Source organism: Pseudoalteromonas phenolica, assembly GCF_001444405.1.
Taxonomy (GTDB): Bacteria; Pseudomonadota; Gammaproteobacteria; order Enterobacterales; family Alteromonadaceae; genus Pseudoalteromonas; species Pseudoalteromonas phenolica.
This window is the reverse complement of the sequence record NZ_CP013188.1, coordinates 107509-127197: the sequence shown is the minus strand read 5'-3', so window position 1 is coordinate 127197 and position 19689 is coordinate 107509. Positions and strand designations below refer to the sequence as shown.

Annotated in this window: 16 protein-coding genes; 5 read left to right on the top strand and 11 right to left on the bottom strand. The window is 41.2% G+C overall.

Annotated features, from left to right (window positions below; genetic code table 11):
- Window positions 1–21 precede the first annotated feature (21 nt).
- Window positions 22–204 (top strand): hypothetical protein, encoded by a 183-nt coding sequence (locus PP2015_RS17850; RefSeq protein ID WP_058031829.1) that lies wholly within the window; start codon window positions 22–24, stop codon window positions 202–204.
- Window positions 205–265: 61 nt separating this feature from the next.
- Here the strand turns inward: PP2015_RS17850 and PP2015_RS17845 are convergent, their stop codons facing one another.
- The 4 genes from PP2015_RS17845 to PP2015_RS17830 all read right to left on the bottom strand — a co-directional run bounded on the left by PP2015_RS17845 (window position 266) and on the right by PP2015_RS17830 (window position 10031).
- Window positions 266–6577, bottom strand: coding sequence for a M4 family metallopeptidase (locus tag PP2015_RS17845; protein ID WP_058031826.1), 6312 nt, complete (start codon window positions 6575–6577; stop codon window positions 266–268).
- Window positions 6578–6859: 282 nt separating this feature from the next.
- A complete protein-coding gene (locus PP2015_RS17840) occupies window positions 6860–7990 on the bottom strand; it encodes a sodium ion-translocating decarboxylase subunit beta (protein ID WP_058031825.1) in 1131 nt (376 codons plus the stop codon).
- A gap of 8 nt (window positions 7991–7998) precedes the next feature.
- Entirely contained in the window at window positions 7999–9780 is a 1782-nt protein-coding gene (gene oadA, locus PP2015_RS17835; protein WP_058031823.1) for a sodium-extruding oxaloacetate decarboxylase subunit alpha, read from the bottom strand.
- A 14-nt stretch (window positions 9781–9794) separates the two neighbouring features.
- Window positions 9795–10031 carry an OadG family protein gene (locus PP2015_RS17830; RefSeq protein WP_058031821.1) on the bottom strand — a complete coding sequence of 79 codons (237 nt, stop codon included), beginning with the start codon at window positions 10029–10031 and terminating at the stop codon, window positions 9795–9797.
- A 430-nt stretch (window positions 10032–10461) separates the two neighbouring features.
- Between PP2015_RS17830 and PP2015_RS17825 the strand changes: the two genes are divergently transcribed.
- Window positions 10462–10932 (top strand): YcxB family protein, encoded by a 471-nt coding sequence (locus PP2015_RS17825; RefSeq protein WP_058031819.1) that lies wholly within the window; start codon window positions 10462–10464, stop codon window positions 10930–10932.
- Window positions 10933–10969: 37 nt separating this feature from the next.
- Here PP2015_RS17825 and csrA read toward each other — a convergent pair whose 3' ends face one another.
- From csrA to PP2015_RS17790, 7 genes are all read right to left on the bottom strand, one after another.
- Window positions 10970–11161 (bottom strand): carbon storage regulator CsrA, encoded by a 192-nt coding sequence (gene csrA / locus PP2015_RS17820; RefSeq protein WP_058031817.1) that lies wholly within the window; start codon window positions 11159–11161, stop codon window positions 10970–10972.
- Between the two features lie 91 nt (window positions 11162–11252).
- On the bottom strand, window positions 11253–12473 hold the full coding sequence (locus PP2015_RS17815) for an aspartate kinase (protein WP_058031815.1): 1221 nt from the start codon (window positions 12471–12473) through the stop codon (window positions 11253–11255).
- Window positions 12474–12487: 14 nt separating this feature from the next.
- Window positions 12488–15091 carry an alanine--tRNA ligase gene (gene alaS / locus PP2015_RS17810; protein ID WP_058031813.1) on the bottom strand — a complete coding sequence of 868 codons (2604 nt, stop codon included), beginning with the start codon at window positions 15089–15091 and terminating at the stop codon, window positions 12488–12490.
- A 4-nt stretch (window positions 15092–15095) separates the two neighbouring features.
- Window positions 15096–15557, bottom strand: coding sequence for a regulatory protein RecX (locus PP2015_RS17805; RefSeq protein ID WP_058031811.1), 462 nt, complete (start codon window positions 15555–15557; stop codon window positions 15096–15098).
- Window positions 15557–16363, bottom strand: coding sequence for a BPSS1780 family membrane protein (locus PP2015_RS17800; RefSeq protein ID WP_058031809.1), 807 nt, complete (start codon window positions 16361–16363; stop codon window positions 15557–15559). The genes PP2015_RS17805 and PP2015_RS17800 overlap by 1 nt, the downstream gene beginning before the upstream one ends.
- A 105-nt stretch (window positions 16364–16468) precedes the next feature.
- On the bottom strand, window positions 16469–17083 hold the full coding sequence (locus tag PP2015_RS17795) for a GTP cyclohydrolase II (protein ID WP_058031807.1): 615 nt from the start codon (window positions 17081–17083) through the stop codon (window positions 16469–16471).
- 73 nt (window positions 17084–17156) lie between these two features.
- Window positions 17157–17663 carry a DUF3087 domain-containing protein gene (locus PP2015_RS17790; protein WP_058031806.1) on the bottom strand — a complete coding sequence of 169 codons (507 nt, stop codon included), beginning with the start codon at window positions 17661–17663 and terminating at the stop codon, window positions 17157–17159.
- 128 nt (window positions 17664–17791) lie between these two features.
- On the opposite strand from PP2015_RS17790, the gene PP2015_RS17785 reads away from it, so the two are divergent.
- The 3 genes from PP2015_RS17785 (at window position 17792) to PP2015_RS17775 (ending at window position 19683) form a co-directional block, all read left to right on the top strand.
- The gene (locus PP2015_RS17785; protein ID WP_058031804.1) at window positions 17792–18427 is read left to right on the top strand and encodes an energy transducer TonB; all 636 of its coding nucleotides are present in this window, start codon (window positions 17792–17794) and stop codon (window positions 18425–18427) included.
- A 115-nt stretch (window positions 18428–18542) separates the two neighbouring features.
- On the top strand, window positions 18543–19094 hold the full coding sequence (locus PP2015_RS17780; RefSeq protein ID WP_058031802.1) for an RNA polymerase sigma factor: 552 nt from the start codon (window positions 18543–18545) through the stop codon (window positions 19092–19094).
- Window positions 19084–19683, top strand: a complete 600-nt coding sequence (locus PP2015_RS17775) for a hypothetical protein (RefSeq protein ID WP_058031800.1) — start codon at window positions 19084–19086, stop codon at window positions 19681–19683. Before PP2015_RS17780 ends, PP2015_RS17775 begins: the two co-directional genes overlap by 11 nt.
- Window positions 19684–19689: the final 6 nt, after the last annotated feature.

The window sequence follows — 19689 nt, the reverse complement described above, 5'->3', positions numbered from 1 at the left end:
TGCAACTCGAGGAGAGATAAAATGAAAATTTCAGAGATCACCCAAATGCCATCTGAATTAAAAAGCCAAGGCGTTATTAAAAAGCGCCGAGAAGAAGACGTAAAGCAAAGCAGTTCCTACAAACAAGAAGTCGCAAACCTCATGCAGCTTGAAGAGCAAGAAAAAGAACATACAGAACAAAACTTTCTATATGGTTATAATTAAAACGCGTGACGCTAAACAAAAAAGGCCAGAAAAACTCTGGCCTTTTGGGTTTTAGACATAATTAGTGAAGCGTTACATGGCTTCGACGTCTTATAAGTACAGCAGCTAAGCTCGCAACCAGAAGCCAAAGAGGCATAGAGCCCCCACCTGAGCCTCCGTCTGATTTAGCCTCATTACCATTGCTGCCACTGTTAGAATTATCGGTAGAGCCATCAGATTGTGTATTCATCACTTTTACTTTAAGTACAGATTTAGTGATATCTGTGCCATCACTTACCGCTAACTCGAACTCAAGCTCTGTATCAGCAGTTACATTTGGTGCTGTAAAAGCTAAAGTTTGTGATGTTGCATCTTGAATTTCAACAACGACACCAGTTTTCTGTGTCCACTCATAACTTAGTGACTCTGATTCCTTATCTGAAGCCGATGCTGAGACTGTAACTTCAGTCTGCTCATTCACCTCAATAAAGTCAGTCATAGTAATTACAGGCAAAGCATTAACATGATTAAAGGTTATATTAAACTCATGTTCCACAACACCATAGCCATCATTCAATACTAAAGTTAATACAGTATCGATAGATTCTGATAATTCACCTACAGTAAGTGTCGCTTTGCCTGACTCTCCAGGTTCTAGACCTATCACAGTATCCGAAATGGACCAAGTGAAACTAATTTCGTCTTTGTCTAAATCGAAACTTTGTGATGCATCTAGTTCAAAAGAAGAGTTCTCGTCAATACTTTCAGGAGTTTCTAGAACTAGCTCTGGTAAACGGTTTGCATCTGCAACTGCCAACTTAGCAACAACTTCTACTCGGCCGTTAACTGAACCATCCAAGTCCATTTCACCGCCGTCAGTTACACTAAATACCAAACAATTCGCACATGAAGTCTCTGTTGTAATCTCAGTTAAAGTCACCCAGCCATTTGAGGTTAAAGCTCTTACTTTTGGCGTTGTGTCTATTAACGTGGTTACTTGACTTGGTAGTGATAATGTCGCATTTGTATTATTAGCGTACAAAATAGCTGTTACGTTAGCTGTTTTACTGATATCTCTATAATGAGGATCAAATAACTGCTCAGTAGTACCAAACTTATCTTCACTATATTGCTCAACCATCTCAGAAGTGATTGACATATCCGTTGCGAAACCATCCGTAAGGCCTGACTTAACTCGACCCAACGTAACTCGCGCGCCCATGTCTAACACATTTAGAGACTGGTCATCACCTAGTATTGCAATACTTGGGCTACTAATAGCATCAAGATAGTCAACAATACCATCACGATCTCTGTCAGTTATCCCTTCTTCAGCATCACTGATACCATCATTGTCAGTATCGGCATCAGTTAGTTCTAATGGCGCAATGATAGTGATTGGCACAACAATTTCGCTAGATAATGCTGAATCTGTGTTGGTTTCTGTGACTTTAATGGTGATGTTATAAGTTCCAACTTCTAACTCACTTGGATTAAAGCTATATACTCCAGCTCGGCTCCAATTTTCATAACTCAGATAGCCTGATGAAAATTCAGAACTGATCTCTACCGTATGTTCATCACTAACATTTAAATCTTCAACAGCAAATCTTAGCTCAGCATAAGTTTTATTTGACTCTAAAACAGATGTTGGAACTTGATTAAACATGATACTTGCTGTGACACTTGGTGCATATTGTTCCGCCTGAACAGTCAACAATGACGTATCATGGTCAACTAAATAAGCGCCTCGAACATCACTTATCTTGATACTTGTTCCATTAAGTAACAGCTCAGATTCAATTCTAACTTGAGGCGAAACTTTTAGCTCATTAGAATTTAGATAATAATAGCCAAGATAGTTCCCATCGGCTTCTAGTTCCAATCGAATTGAACCTAAAGGCGTTTCACCATCAAGAATTAGCGGTAGACTCATTTCACCTTCCTTCGCAATCACTAATACTTTAGGGATTCTTAATTCAGGTAATACCTGAACTTCGACTAAGTGAGTCACAGAGTTTCCACTTTTATCAGATACTGACACTGGTATACGACGATTGCCTGCATGTAAGCTAACACTTGAGTCAATACTAATTGATACATCGTTATGGTCTACGCTGTCGTAAAATACATTACGTTCAAGCATTAAAGCTGCTAGCTGTTCATGAGTTGTAACAACTACTTCAGACAGGCGTGACCTATACTCTGGTGCAGTGGTGTCCACAATAGTAATTGTTTGAACATGGTCTTCTGTTTCATTACCTACATTATCACGAGCACGCCAAGTAACTTGATGCGACCCCAACTCTAAGTAATCACTACTCACCAAATAGACATTAGGCTCTAGATGACCGTTGTCTGTTACTTCAGGACTATAAACATCTGTAATCCATGTTTGCTTACCTAGTGCTTCTATTGTTTGCTCACTTAAATCCCCAAATACTGGAGCCTGATTCTCACCTTGAGAAGCATCGTTAGGGTGTGAGTCTTCACTATCATGAACACCATCATTATCTGTATCGCTAGATGTTGGATCAGCATTTAAGCTGTATTCTTGAATATTGGTCAAACCATCATAGTCGACGTCGCGACTTGCATCGTAGCTATCTCTAGGGTTCAATCCATATTCTAGTTCCCAAAGGTCTGGGATACCATCGTTATCAGAATCCCTGTCTGCTGGTATCTCTATACCGAACGTGATGTCATCAATAAACGTGTTACTGTCACCTACAAACCGAATTACATTAAAACCATTTGTGAGCGGAATCGCACTCATCATTTCTTGATAAGAATAAAAGTCTTTGACTAGCAGATCATTTAAATAGACTCGTAGATTCCCACCATTAGTATCAAACACCATCAAACCAGCTTCAAACTCTCCAGCAATTGCAAAACCTGCAACCTGTTCACTATTACTGTTGTTGTTTTGATTTACTTTTATACTTTGATTACCTGATTGATGCCAATCTGTAGACAACTGCCAAGTTGTCGTTGAATCCACAGTTTGTACAAACCATTCAGGTAATTCGTTACCCTCAAAATCTTCATTTAGCTGAGTAATTTCACGAGGTATAGAAACTGACGAGTTAACATCGCTGTTAGCATAGAATTCTTGAAGATTGGTGTAGCTGTCATTATCTGAATCTAACGCTGCATCATTACTATCAAGCGGGTTTAATGCATTACTTACTTCAAAACCATCAGGTAATAAGTCTGAATCTGTATCTGAATTAATTGGGCTAGTCTGAGCTTGGAACTCTTGTAACGCAGTCAAGCCATCGAAATCTGAATCGGTCTGCGCATCAGCTGCGTCATTCCAATCTAATCCATACTCTAGCTCCCATACATCAGGTAAACCATCATTGTCAGTGTCACGAGTACTGTTATTTGCTAACCACACAAAATTATCTAAACGGATCAGGTCTTCACCGGATGATACAGAGCCATCTTTGTCATAAATAAATTTAATGTTATTGATACCAGCAGGTATACTGATACTTCGAGATAGCCACTGTTGGTTCTGTTCATTACTCGAACGATAAACTTCTTGGTCGTTTATATTAATTACCAAGTTATCACAACACTGTTCTCTATCTTGATAAAATTCAAACAATAAATGGCCTTGTTCAAATGCACCTGAAATCTCAAAAGCACTATTTTGAGAGTCGGTAATAACACCTGAACGGATACTTTGCTGGCCGTCTGACGTCATATCCCCATCGATAATCCAAGCTGCATCAGAAGTATCTGGTGTTTTCATCCAATCTGGTAACGTATTAGCTTCAAAAGAGGTCGTAATATCTATTGGCTCTGGAACTGATTCTGAATCATTTGGCGCAGTACCCACTCTATACTCATCTAAATTACTGAAGCCATCATTATCAGCGTCTAAAGCTGCATCTTCAGGATTTGTAGGTGCTAGACCATACTGTACTTCCCAACCATCAGGCATTCCGTCATTGTCAGTATCATTTAAACTTGGGTTGGTTGAATTTAAGAACTCGTTTAGATTAGATAAACCATCATTATCAGTGTCTGTTTCAGCATCTGAGGCATCATTCGGGTTCAGTCCAAAACGCTCTTCCCAAAAATCAGGCATGCCATCTTGGTCAGAATCTGGGAGCGTGCTACCAATATAAAGGTTATCGATATAAACCGCATCGGCTTCAGTACTTACGCTACCGTCTTTCGTGAATTCAAATTCAATTTCATGAGCGCCCACGGAGATTGATTCAGTGAAATTAAACCAGCCCTCTTGACCTGCTACGCTCAGCACCTCCTGACCATCGATGTAAACTTTTAAGAAGTCACAACACGCTTCGGTATCTAGTTTATAATCAAAGGTAACGAAAGCTTGCTCAGAAACAAATTCAAATTTAGTCTTTGTTCGTTGATCATCACCAATATCATTATTGGTTAGCACTTTCCTACCATCAACTTCACTAACAAACCAAGGCGAGTTGCTATCTGAGTGAGTAAATCCAGCTGGTACTAAACCATCTTCAAAGTTAAAGTAATGTTCAATTGGACCTTCAGGGAAAGACGTTGGATCATTCGGGTCTGTGCTTTGGAAAAACTCAATCACATTACTGAACCCATCCTCATCAGCATCGCCATTGGCATCTATCGCTGAAGTAGGATCTAGGCTATGGAGAACCTCCCAACCATCAGGCATCTTATCAGAATCAGAATCAGAGTTAGCAGGTGAGGTATTATACTGGTTAACCTCTTCACCATCTAATAAACCATCATCATCACTATCTGTGTTATTAGGATAAGAACCAAACTGGTACTCTTGCAGGTTGGTTAAGTTGTCTTCGTCTAAATCAAGCGCAGCATCTGATGAATCTTCTGGGTTCAAACCATAAGCAATTTCCCAGTTGTCATCCATCCCATCTTCATCGTTATCGACAAAGCGAATATTGTCACAGCTCACTCCAACTTGCTCAAAAGCAGCTATAACATCATAAATGCCATAACCTAAATCGATAGCAGAGTTAATTGCACCACATGCACCATCAACAAAGTCGGTACTTTGCACCCAGTACTGCTGATTCGCTTTAACCATGATGTCGAATGCTTTGCGGGTATCCCAGCCTTCTGTGTTAGAAAGAAGATAAAACGCTCGGTTGAACACACCGCTGCTGTAGTGCACATCGATACCGCCGTAATAATCGTCAGCATGATCGATTGATACACCATCTAGAGAAGGGGTTTCAAAAAACCTTAGTGCCTCACCTTCTTTAGCGATATCAGCACCTGATAACCAATCATTCTGGCCTCTGAGGAAAAACTCGGCAGCTTCACCAGCCATATCTGAGAAAGCTTCATTAATGCCACCTGATTGCTCATTGTAAATCAAGTTAGAATTTTGCTGAGTAAAGCCGTGACTAACTTCATGAGAGACAATATCAAGAGAAGTAAGAGGATGGAATCTATTAGCGCCATCACCAAATGTCATTGCCCTGCCATCCCAAAAGGCATTTTCGTAGCTATTACCATAGTGAACACGCATTAGTAATTGGAACGTTAACGGAGCCGTACCATACCAATCGTTATACATATCGAATACAGCTGTGCCATAAGCATGAGCTTCATTTAATGGGGAATAGGCACCATTAACTTCTTTATGCGTATTGCGACTACATGGGAATGAAAATGCTTCAGTATTATTAGAGTCAGACTCTAAAGAAACTGTTTTTACCTTATCATTTTCTAAGTAACATGTATCACCATCTTGTGTCACTTGCATAGCTGGCGAGTCATCGCCAAACTCTATGCGGCCCATCTTTTCATTGCCGCCAGGACCTGTAGCCTCAACGTGGTGAATATCATCCCAATATTTTACAACTTTATTGTTATGCTCTGTAATCAAAGCAGTAGGTTTAAGTACTTCATTTGGCAACTCAATTTCCAGTTGCACTAATTGTGCAAAAACAGCACTTCCATTCTCTAAATATACATAGCGCTTAACTTTATGAATCTCATAAGCTGTATTAGCATCAAGTTTTGCTTTTTTTAGAATTACGTGAGCAAAATCATTCGCACTAGAAGTTTGAGTTTGAAATTGTTTTAGCTGTTTTACGTCTAAGTTAGCAGCATAAAAACCTGAAACATGTTGCGAGGTGCTTTGAATACTTAATTGTTGACCCCAAATAGGCGTATCAAGCACATATTGCTGCATACGCTGGTGACTTGTTTTTAGTTGTTTTACACCATGATTCGTAATTGGGGCAAAATAAGTATGGTTTGTTGATAAAGTAGATTGAGCTGATATGAGAGCTTTAACCTCAGCTTGGTTCTTACTCGTAACCCTTTGTGAGTCAGCACTATGTGCTGCGAGGCTAGCAAAAACCGCCGAAGAAATTAGCCCTAACTTTGTCCAGTTAGCCATGCTATTCCTTTTTTAACATAGAAAACAAATGATAGACGAAAAGCACGAAGTGCTTTTTGCCAAAAGAATAATTATACCTTTAATGATGTCCGATAAACAAACAGCAAATACAGAGAAAGTAAAGAATTGTTAAAAAAACTAGTATTTTAGGAATATTTTAATAATACCAACTCTCTTAATTAAGCAATCAATTTTGAGGTTTGGTGTAAAAACCCAGAACAAAAAAAAGCGCAGCCAGAAGCTGCGCATTTAGGTTGGAAGAAATTTATATTAAGTTAGAGATCACCCTACAAGAGCTAATAAAATGCCCGCAGCAACTGCACTACCAAGTACACCCGCTACATTTGGTCCCATAGCATGCATTAACAAGAAGTTATGCGGGTTATTCTCTAAGCCCACTTTGTTCACTACTCGCGCCGCCATTGGAACCGCAGATACCCCTGCCGCACCGACCAATGGGTTAATTGGGTGTTTCGAGAACTTATTCATAATTTTCGCCATGAAAACACCCGACGCTGTACCAATTGAGAAAGCCAAAGCACCAAGCACTAAAATACCTAACGTCTCAACCGTTAAGAATTCTGACGCGGATAATTTAGAGCCCACAGCTAAACCTAAGAAAATAGTCACGATATTGATAAGCTCATTTTGTGCTGTATTGCTTAACCTGTCGACAACACCGCACTCACGCATTAAGTTACCTAAACAGAACATACCAACCAGCGGAGATGCTGACGGTAAGAACATAATCGCTAAACCAAGTACCGCAAGCGGGAAGATTATTTTCTCACGCTTAGTCACATGGCGTAATTGTGGCATTTCAATCTTTCTATCTTCTTCAGACGTTAGTGCACGCATGATCGGTGGCTGAATGATTGGTACTAATGCCATATAAGAGTACGCAGCTACTGCAATCGCGCCCAGAAGTTCAGGTGCGAGCTTTGATGCTAAGAAAATTGCCGTTGGGCCATCCGCACCACCAATGATGGCAATTGCAGAGGCATCCTGTAGGGTAAACTCAAAGCCCGGCACAAAATTCAGCGCAATAGCGCCGAATAGTGTCGCGAAAATACCAAACTGCGCTGCAGCACCCAGTAATAACATACGTGGGTTTGCAATTAGTGCACTAAAGTCTGTCATCGCGCCCACGCCCATAAATATCAACAGCGGAAAAACACCACTATCAATACCGATATAATAAACGTAATACAACAAGCCACCAGGCTCTGCTAAGCCTGCAACTGGAATATTCGTTAAGATTGCACCAAAGCCAATTGGCACAAGGAGTAAAGGTTCAAACCCTTTTGCTATAGCAAGGTAAAGTAAACCACAGCCCACCGCCATCATGACTAGAGCTGGCACGGTAAAGTTGGCAAGGCCCGTTGCTTGCCATAAATTTAACAACCCGTCCATGTGACCCCCTATGCAAGCTCAATCATGGCATCGCCCGTTGCGACAGAGTCACCTTCAGAGACTAAGACATTTGCAACCGTACCGCTGTGCGTTGCACGCACTTCTGTTTCCATCTTCATGGCTTCCATGATCATGACTACATCGCCTTCAGCGACTGCATCTCCTGCACGCACCAATAACTTAAAAATGTTACCGGCAAGCGGTGCATTCAGTGTTTCGCTCGTACTGACCGATGCTGACTGTGGAATAAGTTCACTGTCTTTCACTTGCACTTCTTTAAGTTCACCACCTGGTGCCACAACAACGTCATATACTTTGCCATCAACTTGCACGCTGTAACGCTCTGTTGATTGTTTTTGTGGAGAAGCCGGTTTTGCTGCAGGCGTAGGCTTTTCAGTGGTAACTAGAGTTGGTTTCGGCTCAAACGCATCTGGGTTATTGCGATTCTTAAGGAATTTAAGACCGATTTGCGGGAATAACGCATAAGTTAACACGTCATCAACTTGATCATCAGCCAGCTCAATATTGTCTTCTTTAGCTTTAGCAACTAGCTCAGCTTCAAGGCTATCAAGTTCTGCATCGATTAAATCAGCAGGGCGACACGTGATCGCTTCAGCTCCATCTAATACGCGTTGTTGTAACTCTGAGTCAACTTCAGCAGGAGTTGAACCATACTCACCTTTTAACACACCCGCCGTTTCTTTAGTGATGGTCTTGTAACGCTCACCAGTTAGAACATTTAGTACCGCCTGAGTACCGACGATTTGTGATGTTGGTGTCACAAGCGGAATAAAACCAAGGTCTTTACGAACAGCTGGGATCTCTTTTAAAACATCATCTAGCTTATCGCCCGCGCCTTGTTCTTTAAGCTGGTTTTCCATATTAGTTAACATGCCACCAGGCACTTGAGCGAGTAGGATACGGCCATCAACGCCCTTTAAACTACCTTCAAATGCCGCATATTTCTTTCGTACTTCGCGGAAATAACTCGCAATTTCTTCTAGCTCGCCAAGATTTAAACCTGTATCACGCGCTGTACCCTCTGTGATCGCCACCATGGTCTCTGTGGCGCTATGGCCATAAGTCATACTCATAGACGAAATAGCGGTATCAAGCATATCAATACCTGCATCGATGGCTTTTTGGTATGTGGCAGTGCTTAAGCCTGTTGTCGCATGACACTGCATGGCGATTGGTACCGATACAGTATTTTTAAGCTCAGTGATCAGCTCTTCTGCATCATATGGCTTTAATAAACCCGCCATATCTTTAATACAAATCGAGTGACAACCCATGGCTTCAAGCTTTTTCGCCTGATCTAGCCACATATCTAAAGTGTGAACCGGACTGACAGTGTAAGAAATGGTGCCCTGTGCATGTGCACCGACTTTTATCGCCGCTTTAATTGCTGTTTCAAGGTTTCTAACATCATTCATGGCATCGAAAATACGGAAAACATCTACACCATTATGATGTGCACGCTCAATAAATTTCTCTACCACATCATCGGCATAATGACGATAACCCAGTAAGTTCTGACCACGCAAAAGCATTTGCTGTTTGGTATTTGGCATAGCTTCTTTTAAAGCGCGAATACGGTACCAAGGATCTTCGCCTAGATAACGAATACAAGAATCAAAAGTTGCACCACCCCAAGACTCAACAGACCAATACCCTGCTTTATCTAATTTCTCTGCGATCGGCAGCATATCTTCTAGGCGCATTCGCGTAGCAAGCAACGATTGGTGTGCGTCTCTTAAAACCAATTCAGTTAATTTTAACTTTGACATAGTGGACCCCTTTATTATTTTGTTCTGTATTGAGCTACAGCAGCACTAATAGCAGCAATATGTGCGTTAGGTACGCCGTTTGATACTGGACGTTTAGCAGGTTGGCGTTGCGGCTTAGTTGGTTCATCTCCACCAGCCACAAGTGAAAGCTTACTCACTGCAAAAATTAAGATAGATAAAAAAGCAAAAACCCCCACCATACCAGTGAGCATCAAGCTAGCAGCTTCTAGCAATAAAGCGCCTATATCCATGTTCTCCCCCTTTGTTCACAACGCACTTTGCGTCATTAATCATTTTTTATAAATATTTATTCAACATCATAACAAACGAGTTCAACTTGTAAACAACATTGTAAATTGGTATTACCAATAATAAAAGTCAAACCACAGCAAAGACTTAACTCTAAAACACTGATAAAACAGCATCATTCGGAAGATAAATATGAAAAATATTCAAAATAGCGTAAGTTTATTTAGAAAAATTTAAATATAGGTGACAAAAAAGTTACAAGAACCACAAGCTAAAACAAGAAAAGAAATGGTAAGACCAATAGTTAATTCATTAATCATTCTCTTCATTCAAAGAATTGCTTTCCAATAATTAGAATAAACATTTTAAAATTCAAATACGCAGTCGATATAAATTTTGTTAAAATATCGACTTCATAAAACGATGTGAGTCATTATGTATAAACACGAGTTTACCCTTGATAAACCCTATTATCAGGAGTGTTTTGACGAGTCTGAAAAGTTTGGCAAAGCAAATAAACCTAAATATGCGTTAGTTGGTTTTTTAACTCTCCTTGGTTTAGTCTCAATTTACGGCTTGGAGAACGGTTATCTAGGGAACTTCTTAATCATTTTGGCGGTTATAGAATGTGTGTCATATTACTACCGTCGCCCATGGTGGGTTGCAAGACAGATGATCAGCAGAGCAAGTGGCTCCAAAGTAACTGTTGAAATTGACGAAGATAAAATAAAAGCAGCCAACCCATACAAATCCTTTGTGTTCAATTGGCAAGACATCACTAAAGTTATAAAAACAGACAAAGGTCTACTTATCTACTCGCTGCGAGGTGCACAATATTTATCTTTAAGTGCATTGGATGATGAGACGGTTAAATTTATTTTAGCGCAAAAAAAAAGCCACTAATGAATAGTGGCTCCTTAAATTATTCGCTAAAAGCTGATCAGATGTTACCTGTTGCAGGACCAGACTTTTCAGCCTGAATTCGCATGTAAATCTCTTCACGGTGAACTGAAACATCTTTAGGTGCATTAACACCAATACGTACCTGGTTACCTTTAACACCTAGTACAGTTACAGTTACTTCATCACCAATCATTAGGGTTTCACCCACTCGACGAGTTAGTATTAGCATTCTATTGCTCCTGTTATTCCAAAAATTAGAAGATTCCGCGTCAATTTCATTTTAATGAAAAGTTGTCATAAAAGTAAGCAAAAAAACCAATTTACTCAATACTTTCCAATAAAAATGTGCTGTGTAATGCTCTAACAGCCAATTCTAAGTACTTTTGCGGCAGCAAAGCCGAAATTTTCATTTCGGATGTTGTCACTAAGTCAGCTCGAATATTCTCGTGAGACATTGCCGTATAAAACTGTGCGATAACTTCTACATGAGACTTCAGGCCAATGCCTATCACAGACACTTTAGCCACTTCCTTATCACACACTAATTCAACAAAACCGAGGCTTTCTTGCTTATGTGTCAAAAGCTCAATAACTTGATGATGATCATTACTGTGCACAGTAAAAGCATAGTCTATTTTATCAAGTTGGTGGTTTAATTGAGTCAACATATCTACTGCAATGCCCGCTTCAGCCAGTACGGTGAGCAGGCTTGCTAAGATCTGTGGCTGATTTGGTAACTGCTTAAGCGTAATTAATACCTCATCTTTACTTGCAGCCACACCTGAAACTGGGGCTTTATTCATATCTGGCTCCTCGTAAGTAATTAACGTCCCTTTTGAGTGGCAAAAGCTCGATAAAACCCTAAGTGGTAACCGATAGTGGCCCGCCGCTTCAACCGAACGTAAGTGTAAGACTTTCGCGCCAAGGCTTGCCATCTCTAACATTTCATCAAAGGTAATTTGCTCAAGACGACGTGCATTTGGCTCAATGCGAGGATCTGTGGTGTAAACACCATCTACGTCTGTGAATATCTGACATTCAGCCGCTTTTAATGCACCCGCTAACTCTACCGCGGTTGTGTCTGTGCCACCGCGACCGAGTGTCGTGATATTGCCTTCTCGATCTCGCCCCTGAAACCCCGCCACAATCACGATACGGTTATGTTCCATTTCTTGATTTAAACGGTCGGTACAGATGGACTCAATTCTCGCTTTACCAAACATATTGTCAGTTTGAATACCAATTTGATCAGCAAGTAAGCTAATTGCAGGATGTCCACGACGAATGATGGCCATAGCCAAAAGCGACGCAGTCACTTGTTCGCCAGTAGTCACCAACACATCGAGTTCACGACTGCTAGGACGGCTGTCGATCTCGTGTGCGAGAGAGATTAAACGATTGGTTTCACCAGACATTGCAGAGACAACGGCAACGACTTGATGACCCTGTTGTTGGGTTTTTATGATGATATCGGCGACAGCCTCGATACGCTCAATCGAGCCTACCGAAGTGCCACCAAATTTTTGAACAATTAATGCCACGAGTTACATCGCAATTATTGCGTCTTTTCGCTCACCCATGCTTTAACGCTTTGCAGCGCTGCGTCAAGGTTTTCAGGCTGAGAGCCACCCGCTTGGGCCATGTCTGGACGACCGCCACCTTTACCGCCCACTTGTGCTGCCATGTGATTAACTAGTTCGCCAGCTTTTACTTTGCCAACTAAATCTTTCGTCACACCGGCAATTAGACTTACTTTATCGCCATTTGCAACACCTAGCGCGATAACACCAGAACCCATCTTGTTCTTAAGGTCATCAACCATGCCGCGAAGTGCTTTCGATTCAGTACCCGCAACATTTGCAACTAATAGTTTGACGCCATTTACATCAACGGCTGACTCAATTAATGAGGCACCAGCTGCACTTGCAAGCTTGTCGTTAAGCTGAGTAACTTGCTTTTCAAGGCCTTTAGATTTCTCAATAAGCGCAGCCACTTTTTCAAGTACGTTACTTGCGTCACCTTTCACAAGGGCTGCAATTTCACTTAGCTGTGCTTCTTGCTCAGACACATAGTTAACCGCATCTTCACCGGTTACCGCTTCGATACGACGAACGCCTGCTGCGATACCGCCCTCTGACACAATCTTGAATAGACCGATGTCACCAGCGCGTGATACGTGTGTACCACCACACAATTCGATAGAGTAATCGCCAATTGAAACAACGCGTACTTCATCATCGTACTTCTCACCGAATAACGCCATCGCACCCTTTGCTTTCGCTTCGTCGATGTCCATTAATTCTGTTTGTAGTGCGAAGTTCTTACGGATTTCAGCGTTCACTAAGTCCTCTACTTCACGAAGCTGTGCTTTCGTCACACCTTCAAAATGAGAGAAGTCAAAACGTAAACGATCTGGCATCACTAATGAGCCTTTCTGTGCTACGTGCTCACCAACCACTTGACGTAACGCTTCATGTACTAAGTGAGTTGCCGTGTGATTCTTCTTGATGTTTTCGCGACGTTCAGCATCAATGTGTGCATCGGCTTTATCATTTACACCAATGCGACCAACGACTTTACCGTGGTGTGCAAATGCATTACCTAGTTTCGTCGTGTCTGTAACAACAAACTCGCCACCAGCTACTTTTAATGAACCAGTATCACCAACTTGACCACCAGACTCTGCATAGAATGGTGTGCGGTCTAATACAACAATACCTTCTTGACCATCTTCTAATACATTAACAGCTTCACCTTGGCTGAATAGTTCAACCACAGTACCGCTATAATGAGTTGCATCGTACCCTTTAAAATCAGTTGTCTTTTCTGACTTAAGTTGCTCATTGTAATCAGCACCAAACTTACCAGCTTGCTGAGCTTTCTTACGTTGAACTTCCATACACTCTTGGAAGCCGCGCTCGTCGATTGTCATGAAACGCTCACGCGCAACATCAGCAGTTAAGTCAGCTGGGAAACCATAAGTGTCGTAAAGTTTGAATACCACGTCACCCGGGATCACATCACCTTTAAGGTCTGCTAGGTTTTCTTCAAGAATTGCCAAACCGCGGTCTAGTGTTTTACCGAACTGCTCTTCTTCAATACGCAGTACTTTTTCGATGATCTCTTGTTGCTTAGCAAGCTCTGGATACGCTTCACCCATTTCTTGAACAAGTGCCGCAACAAGCTTAAAGAAGAATGCGCCTTCTGCGCCTAACTTGTTACCGTGACGAACTGCACGACGAATAATACGACGCAGTACATAACCACGACCTTCGTTTGAAGGCATCACGCCATCGGCCACTAAGAACGCACATGAACGAATGTGATCGGCAACAACGCGAAGTGACTTATCTTCTAAGTCTTGTGCATTAGTTACTGCCGCAGCGGCTTTGATTAGGTTTTGGAATAAGTCGATTTCATAGTTTGAGTGAACACCTTGCAAAATTGCAGCGATACGTTCAAGGCCCATACCTGTATCAACTGACTGCTTAGGTAGTGGCTCCATTGTGCCGTCAGCATGACGGTTGTATTGCATGAATACTAGGTTCCAGATTTCAATGAAACGGTCACCGTCTTCTTCTGGAGAACCTGGAGGACCGCCCCAAATGTGCTCACCGTGATCATAGAAAATTTCAGAGCATGGACCACAAGGACCTGTATCACCCATAGACCAGAAGTTATCAGACGTATCAATTTTGATAATGCGATCTTCAGGCACACCCACTTCTTTTGCCCAAATGTCGAATGCTTCATCATCAGTGTGATAAACCGTTACCATCAACTTTTCTTTTGGTAACTGAACAACTTCTGTTAAGAACTGCCATGCAAACTTGATGGCGTCTTGCTTGAAGTAATCACCAAAGCTGAAGTTACCAAGCATTTCAAAGAAAGTATGGTGACGTGCAGTGTAACCTACATTCTCAAGGTCATTGTGCTTACCACCAGCACGAACACAACGCTGTGAGCTAGTCGCTCGCGTGTAAGGGCGCTTTTCGCCACCTAAAAATACGTCTTTAAATTGCACCATACCCGCGTTAGTGAAAAGTAACGTTGCGTCGTTACCCGGCACTAGTGAGCTTGAAGGTACAACTTGGTGTTGTTGTTTGGCAAAGTAATCTAAAAACGATTGCCTTAACTGTGCGGTAGTCATTTGCTGCATTTGATCAGTCACCTATTGTTGCTTGCATTGCAAAATTAATTTCTTCATAGCCAAATCCACGGTACATCATATATCTCACCCGTTTGGCTTTTTCTTTATAATCGAGTTGTTTATCGCCTAAGCCGTATTTTCTTTGGTAGGTCTCTAACGCTAATTCAAACCAATCTATTTCTTGTTCTTCGATTAGCGTCATCAGTTGGGCCCGATCAACCCCTTTATTTGTCGCTTCGGCCAAAACACGTTTTTGACCTAAGCCTTTATTTATTTGTCTGCGTAAAAAGCTCTCGCAGTAGCGCTTTTCATCAATATACCCTAAGGACTCACACCAGCTTAAAAGCTGTTCAATATAGTCTTCACTCGCATCTTTCATTCTCAGTTTTTGTGCGAGTTCTTTTTTTGAGTACTCTTGACGGCCTAACAGCCACAACACGTAGTTTTTTAGCTTTTGCTTTGTTTGCTCATCCATTAAGCGTCAAATCTGCCTGTGTTGATTGCGCTTGATTGCGACGCTTGTTTTTCGCCCTGCCCGCTATTGTCACTGGCATCATCAGCAGGAAATATCGCCTGATATGAACAGAAAAAGCCTATGTAAGCCACCGGCATAATAACCAGTAAAGGCACAAAGCTTAATGGCATTGCCGCCAGCATTAATACACCGATCACTAAGCTAAATACAGTAAGCGGTACCATATTCGTTTGAAACACCTTTAAAGATTGCCCCAGCGCCTTAAAAATACGGTTTTCACCTTTAAAAAAGACCAAAGGTAGCGCAAAAGCGAAGGCCATTAAATTCACTGCATGAGCTAATAAAAATATACCAATGTTGCCAATCGACAAGGTACTCATCACTTCAGCTAATAATTGCTCATGATTGTGGTTTTCTGTTGCCTGCTGCATCAGCGCGAAAGTTTCAGAAAATAAACTGTCAGCTAATAGTGTCAGTAAAATTACTGCGCCCATTTGATATAAGCCAAGTCTAAATAAGTTTAGGCGACGGCCTTTGATCGAAAACGGTTTAAGTATATCGGCAAGGCTAATGGTTTTACCTTGCTGCTTGCTAATAACGGCCAAATAAAAGCCGATCGTTAAAAAAGGCGCCGTAAATGCTGCTACTAATTGCAGAGGAGGAAGCACCAACGGAATCAATGCAACAACAATCATAAAGATGTACATAAACATAAAAGTCATAGGCTGGGTTTTAAAGATATTCCAACCTTGCTTTAACCACTGCAAACCCGCAGAAGCACTAAAAACATTTATCTTTGAAGACATAAAGACCTAAAACTAATCAAAACACTGGAATTATACCTATCAAAACACAAAATGCGACCATAGTAGGTCGCATTGTGTTCTCGGATACAAAAGAGGATGAAAAAGCTACTTTTTCTCAGGTACTTTTTCCATATCTAACATGTGTGAACCATGCTTCACTTTCGCTTCTAAATAATGACGATTACCGTCTTTAATGTGTGCGTGAGTACCTACAACCTTATCAACTTCAATGCCTGCATTATTTAACGCATTTAGTTTACGTGGATTATTCGTCATGAGTTTAACGTGATTTAAGCCCATCGCCTGAAGCATCAAAACAGCGTCTGAAAAATCACGCAAGTCATCATCAAAACCTAAGTGGTTATTCGCTTCGTAGGTATTCATACCTTGCGACTGTAGAACATACGCATCGATTTTGTTGTAAAGGCCAATACCACGACCTTCTTGGCGTAAGTATAAAATGATACCACCTTGCTCATGCATGGTTTCGATACATTCATTTAATTGTTCACCACAGTCACAACGCGAAGAATGGAATACATCTCCCGTTAAACACTCTGAGTGCATACGAATAAGCGGCACTTCATTCTTATCAGCTTCATTAAAGATTAAAGCAACGTGCTCTTCACCATCTTTCAAACCATGAAACGATACAATTTCTGCAGGAATATGACTGTGCTGTCCTACATTCAGCTTCACTCTCGCTCTTACTTCTGCCACGACTTTTGCGAACCTAATAATTTAAAAATGTTATGCCATTAATTAAAATAATGGCTTGAAATTCAGAAGCTCATTAAAACTTAGTTAAAATGCGCTCATCGTATTTAGTAATATCCAATTCAACTTGATATTCACGCGCCAATGCATCTAACTCAGCTTGCCACATACTCAAGTCTTCCATCGTGATGGTGTTGTCATCTAGCGTCCAAAGTTGTTTAGACCCAGAATAACTGAACTGCATAGCCAACATCGCGTCAACATCGCCCTCTTTAGAGGCTTTCTTAATAGCCATCATCTTACGTGTGATGCGATTAAGTGCTTGTTTCAGATCCCACACATACGCAACTTCAAACATAAATGGGTGCGACTTGACCTTTTTTAAAGTCAAACCAATTACAATTGAAGTCACAACCACGCCCAGTAAATTCCAATGAAAGTGACTACCATCTGCATCTGGGAACAATAAAATAAGCAATTGTGCTATCCCTAAACTGCCCACTGTGAGCGCGGCAATACAGGCAAAAATCACTTTATTTAGATGTTTTCTATAACGCGTTTTATCAATTTGTTGTAACTGCATATTACTTCCTCGGCAAACCTATACGTATTGTACTGTGGAACGGTTGATAAAAAAATTTAAAATTTTTTCACCCCTTTTTTAATGCTGCGTCGTTCTAGGAGTAAGCAAACAATAAAGAGGCGCTCATTATGATGACTTACACCATGCCAACTCCAGCTCAAACCATGACGAAAGTATCTGCATCAATTTTAATCGGTGCCATAGTAACCATGGCTGCATTTGCATTTATGGACTATTTGATCACTAGTGACGAACGTGCACCACAAGAGGTAAAACCACCTATAGAGTTTGAAATCATGCAAAACAGACCTGACTCAGACGTAGAAGTTAAAACAAGGCAGTTGCCTGAGCCACCTCAACCTAAAGCACAACCACCTAGAACACAGACATCCGTACCGACGGAAGTAACGGGGCCTCAAATCAGTATTGGCGGTCCAGTCATTGAATTAGATAGCACGCCTATCAACGCACAAGTATTTGCACCTCAAGATGGCGATGCAACTCCCATTGTCAGGGTTGACCCTAAATACCCTACTGATGCTGCTCGTGATGGTAAAGAAGGCTGGGTTGAAATGGCATTTTCAATTGATAAAGCAGGCAATGTAATTGATGCGCAAGTGATTAATGCTGAACCTAAACGAATCTTTAACCGTGAGGCTTTAAGAGCATTAAAGAAATGGAAGTATCGCCCAAAAATGGAAAACGGCCAGACGATAGTGCAAACCGGTTTACAAGTTGTGTTAGAGTTCAAATTACAGCAATAAGCTAAATACCAATCCTCAATAATTCTTTATTAAGAGGATTGGTATAAGTTGAGTTGATTGGCTTGTCAGCGAGATAAGCCAATCAATAGGGAAAAGAACAATCGGGAAAGTGCCTATGCTGATAGCATTAAAGACATGGTTACATAAGGTTTCACCCAGCAGAGATCCACTAGAGGCGTATAAACAGACTGGCGAAGATATCTATATAGAGATTTTAATCAATACCTATAGCCAAGACCTGTTTCATTTTTTGAGTGGACAAAGCGATCGTGAACTGGCAAAAGATATTTGCCAAAAAACGTGGCTCACCGTTGTAGAAAAAAGCCATCTATACCGTGATCAGCAAACACCAAAAGCATGGCTATTCTCAATCGCTCGCAATGCTCTACTAGACGAATTTAAGAAACAGAACCGTCTATCTTCACTCGATGAGCAACACCATGAAGCTGTGAGTAACGAAGCTGAAAGGGATGAAAAAAACGCACTCTATGTTGCACTCCTTACTCTGCCTTTTTTGCAAAGAGAAGCGCTCAGTCTGCAATTAGAAGGCTTCAGCTTACAAGAAATCTCAACGATCACACATAGCGAAGTAGAAACCATAAAAACCAGATTACGCTACGCCAAACAAGCTTTAAAACAGCGTTTAGGAGACTCCCATGGCGAATGAAGATGATTTTGATAAGACCTTGAAACACGCTTACCAACAGCGTAAGCAACAGCAGGGTTTAACGAAACAAGACCTTGAGCTGATGAAGGCCAAATGTCGCCAGCCTAAACAAAATAAATTTTGGCAACAGGCACAATGGGCAATGGCTTGCGCTGGTTTGCTATTTTTAGGTGCGTTATGGATACAACCTGAAAATGAAACCACCCAGATGTACGCGCTTGACTTGACCCAGTATGAACATATAGAACACCACAGCAAAGAAGATGGTCAATATAAAGTGCATATTACTCGAAATCACACATTACAAAACCCTGAAAGCATACAAGCAAAACATTCAGAGTTACTCGCACAAGCGCGTTCATTCCATGGCCGAATCATTGATAACAACACAGAATTCTTGTTAATAGCTGACTGTAAAGAAAACACTTTGCTGGAGATTGAAAAATCGCTGGTCAGGGATTTATCAGATATCAACCTTGAGGGGCAACTTCGTCAAGGTGAAATGCTAGCCCTTACTAGTAATAAAAAAGGGCTGCTAGTAAACCTAACAACCCTTAATCAAAACCAGGGGATCTATAGCTGCCCTTAATCTATC

Excerpts from the sequence above, each read along its gene's own strand:
- PP2015_RS17840 (WP_058031825.1), bottom strand. The coding sequence starts at position 7,990 with ATGGACGGGTTGTTAAATTTATGGCAAGCAACGGGCCTTGCCAACTTT.
- PP2015_RS17850 (WP_058031829.1), top strand. The coding sequence starts at position 22 with ATGAAAATTTCAGAGATCACCCAAATGCCATCTGAATTAAAAAGCCAA.
- PP2015_RS17805 (WP_058031811.1), bottom strand. The coding sequence starts at position 15,557 with ATGGATGAGCAAACAAAGCAAAAGCTAAAAAACTACGTGTTGTGGCTG.
- oadA (WP_058031823.1), bottom strand. The coding sequence starts at position 9,780 with ATGTCAAAGTTAAAATTAACTGAATTGGTTTTAAGAGACGCACACCAA.
- PP2015_RS17800 (WP_058031809.1), bottom strand. The coding sequence starts at position 16,363 with ATGTCTTCAAAGATAAATGTTTTTAGTGCTTCTGCGGGTTTGCAGTGG.
- alaS (WP_058031813.1), bottom strand. The coding sequence starts at position 15,091 with ATGCAGCAAATGACTACCGCACAGTTAAGGCAATCGTTTTTAGATTAC.
- PP2015_RS17830 (WP_058031821.1), bottom strand. The coding sequence starts at position 10,031 with ATGGATATAGGCGCTTTATTGCTAGAAGCTGCTAGCTTGATGCTCACT.
- csrA (WP_058031817.1), bottom strand. The coding sequence starts at position 11,161 with ATGCTAATACTAACTCGTCGAGTGGGTGAAACCCTAATGATTGGTGAT.
- PP2015_RS17790 (WP_058031806.1), bottom strand. The coding sequence starts at position 17,663 with ATGCAGTTACAACAAATTGATAAAACGCGTTATAGAAAACATCTAAAT.
- PP2015_RS17775 (WP_058031800.1), top strand. The coding sequence starts at position 19,084 with ATGGCGAATGAAGATGATTTTGATAAGACCTTGAAACACGCTTACCAA.
- PP2015_RS17845 (WP_058031826.1), bottom strand. The coding sequence starts at position 6,577 with ATGGCTAACTGGACAAAGTTAGGGCTAATTTCTTCGGCGGTTTTTGCT.
- PP2015_RS17785 (WP_058031804.1), top strand. The coding sequence starts at position 17,792 with ATGATGACTTACACCATGCCAACTCCAGCTCAAACCATGACGAAAGTA.
- PP2015_RS17780 (WP_058031802.1), top strand. The coding sequence starts at position 18,543 with ATGCTGATAGCATTAAAGACATGGTTACATAAGGTTTCACCCAGCAGA.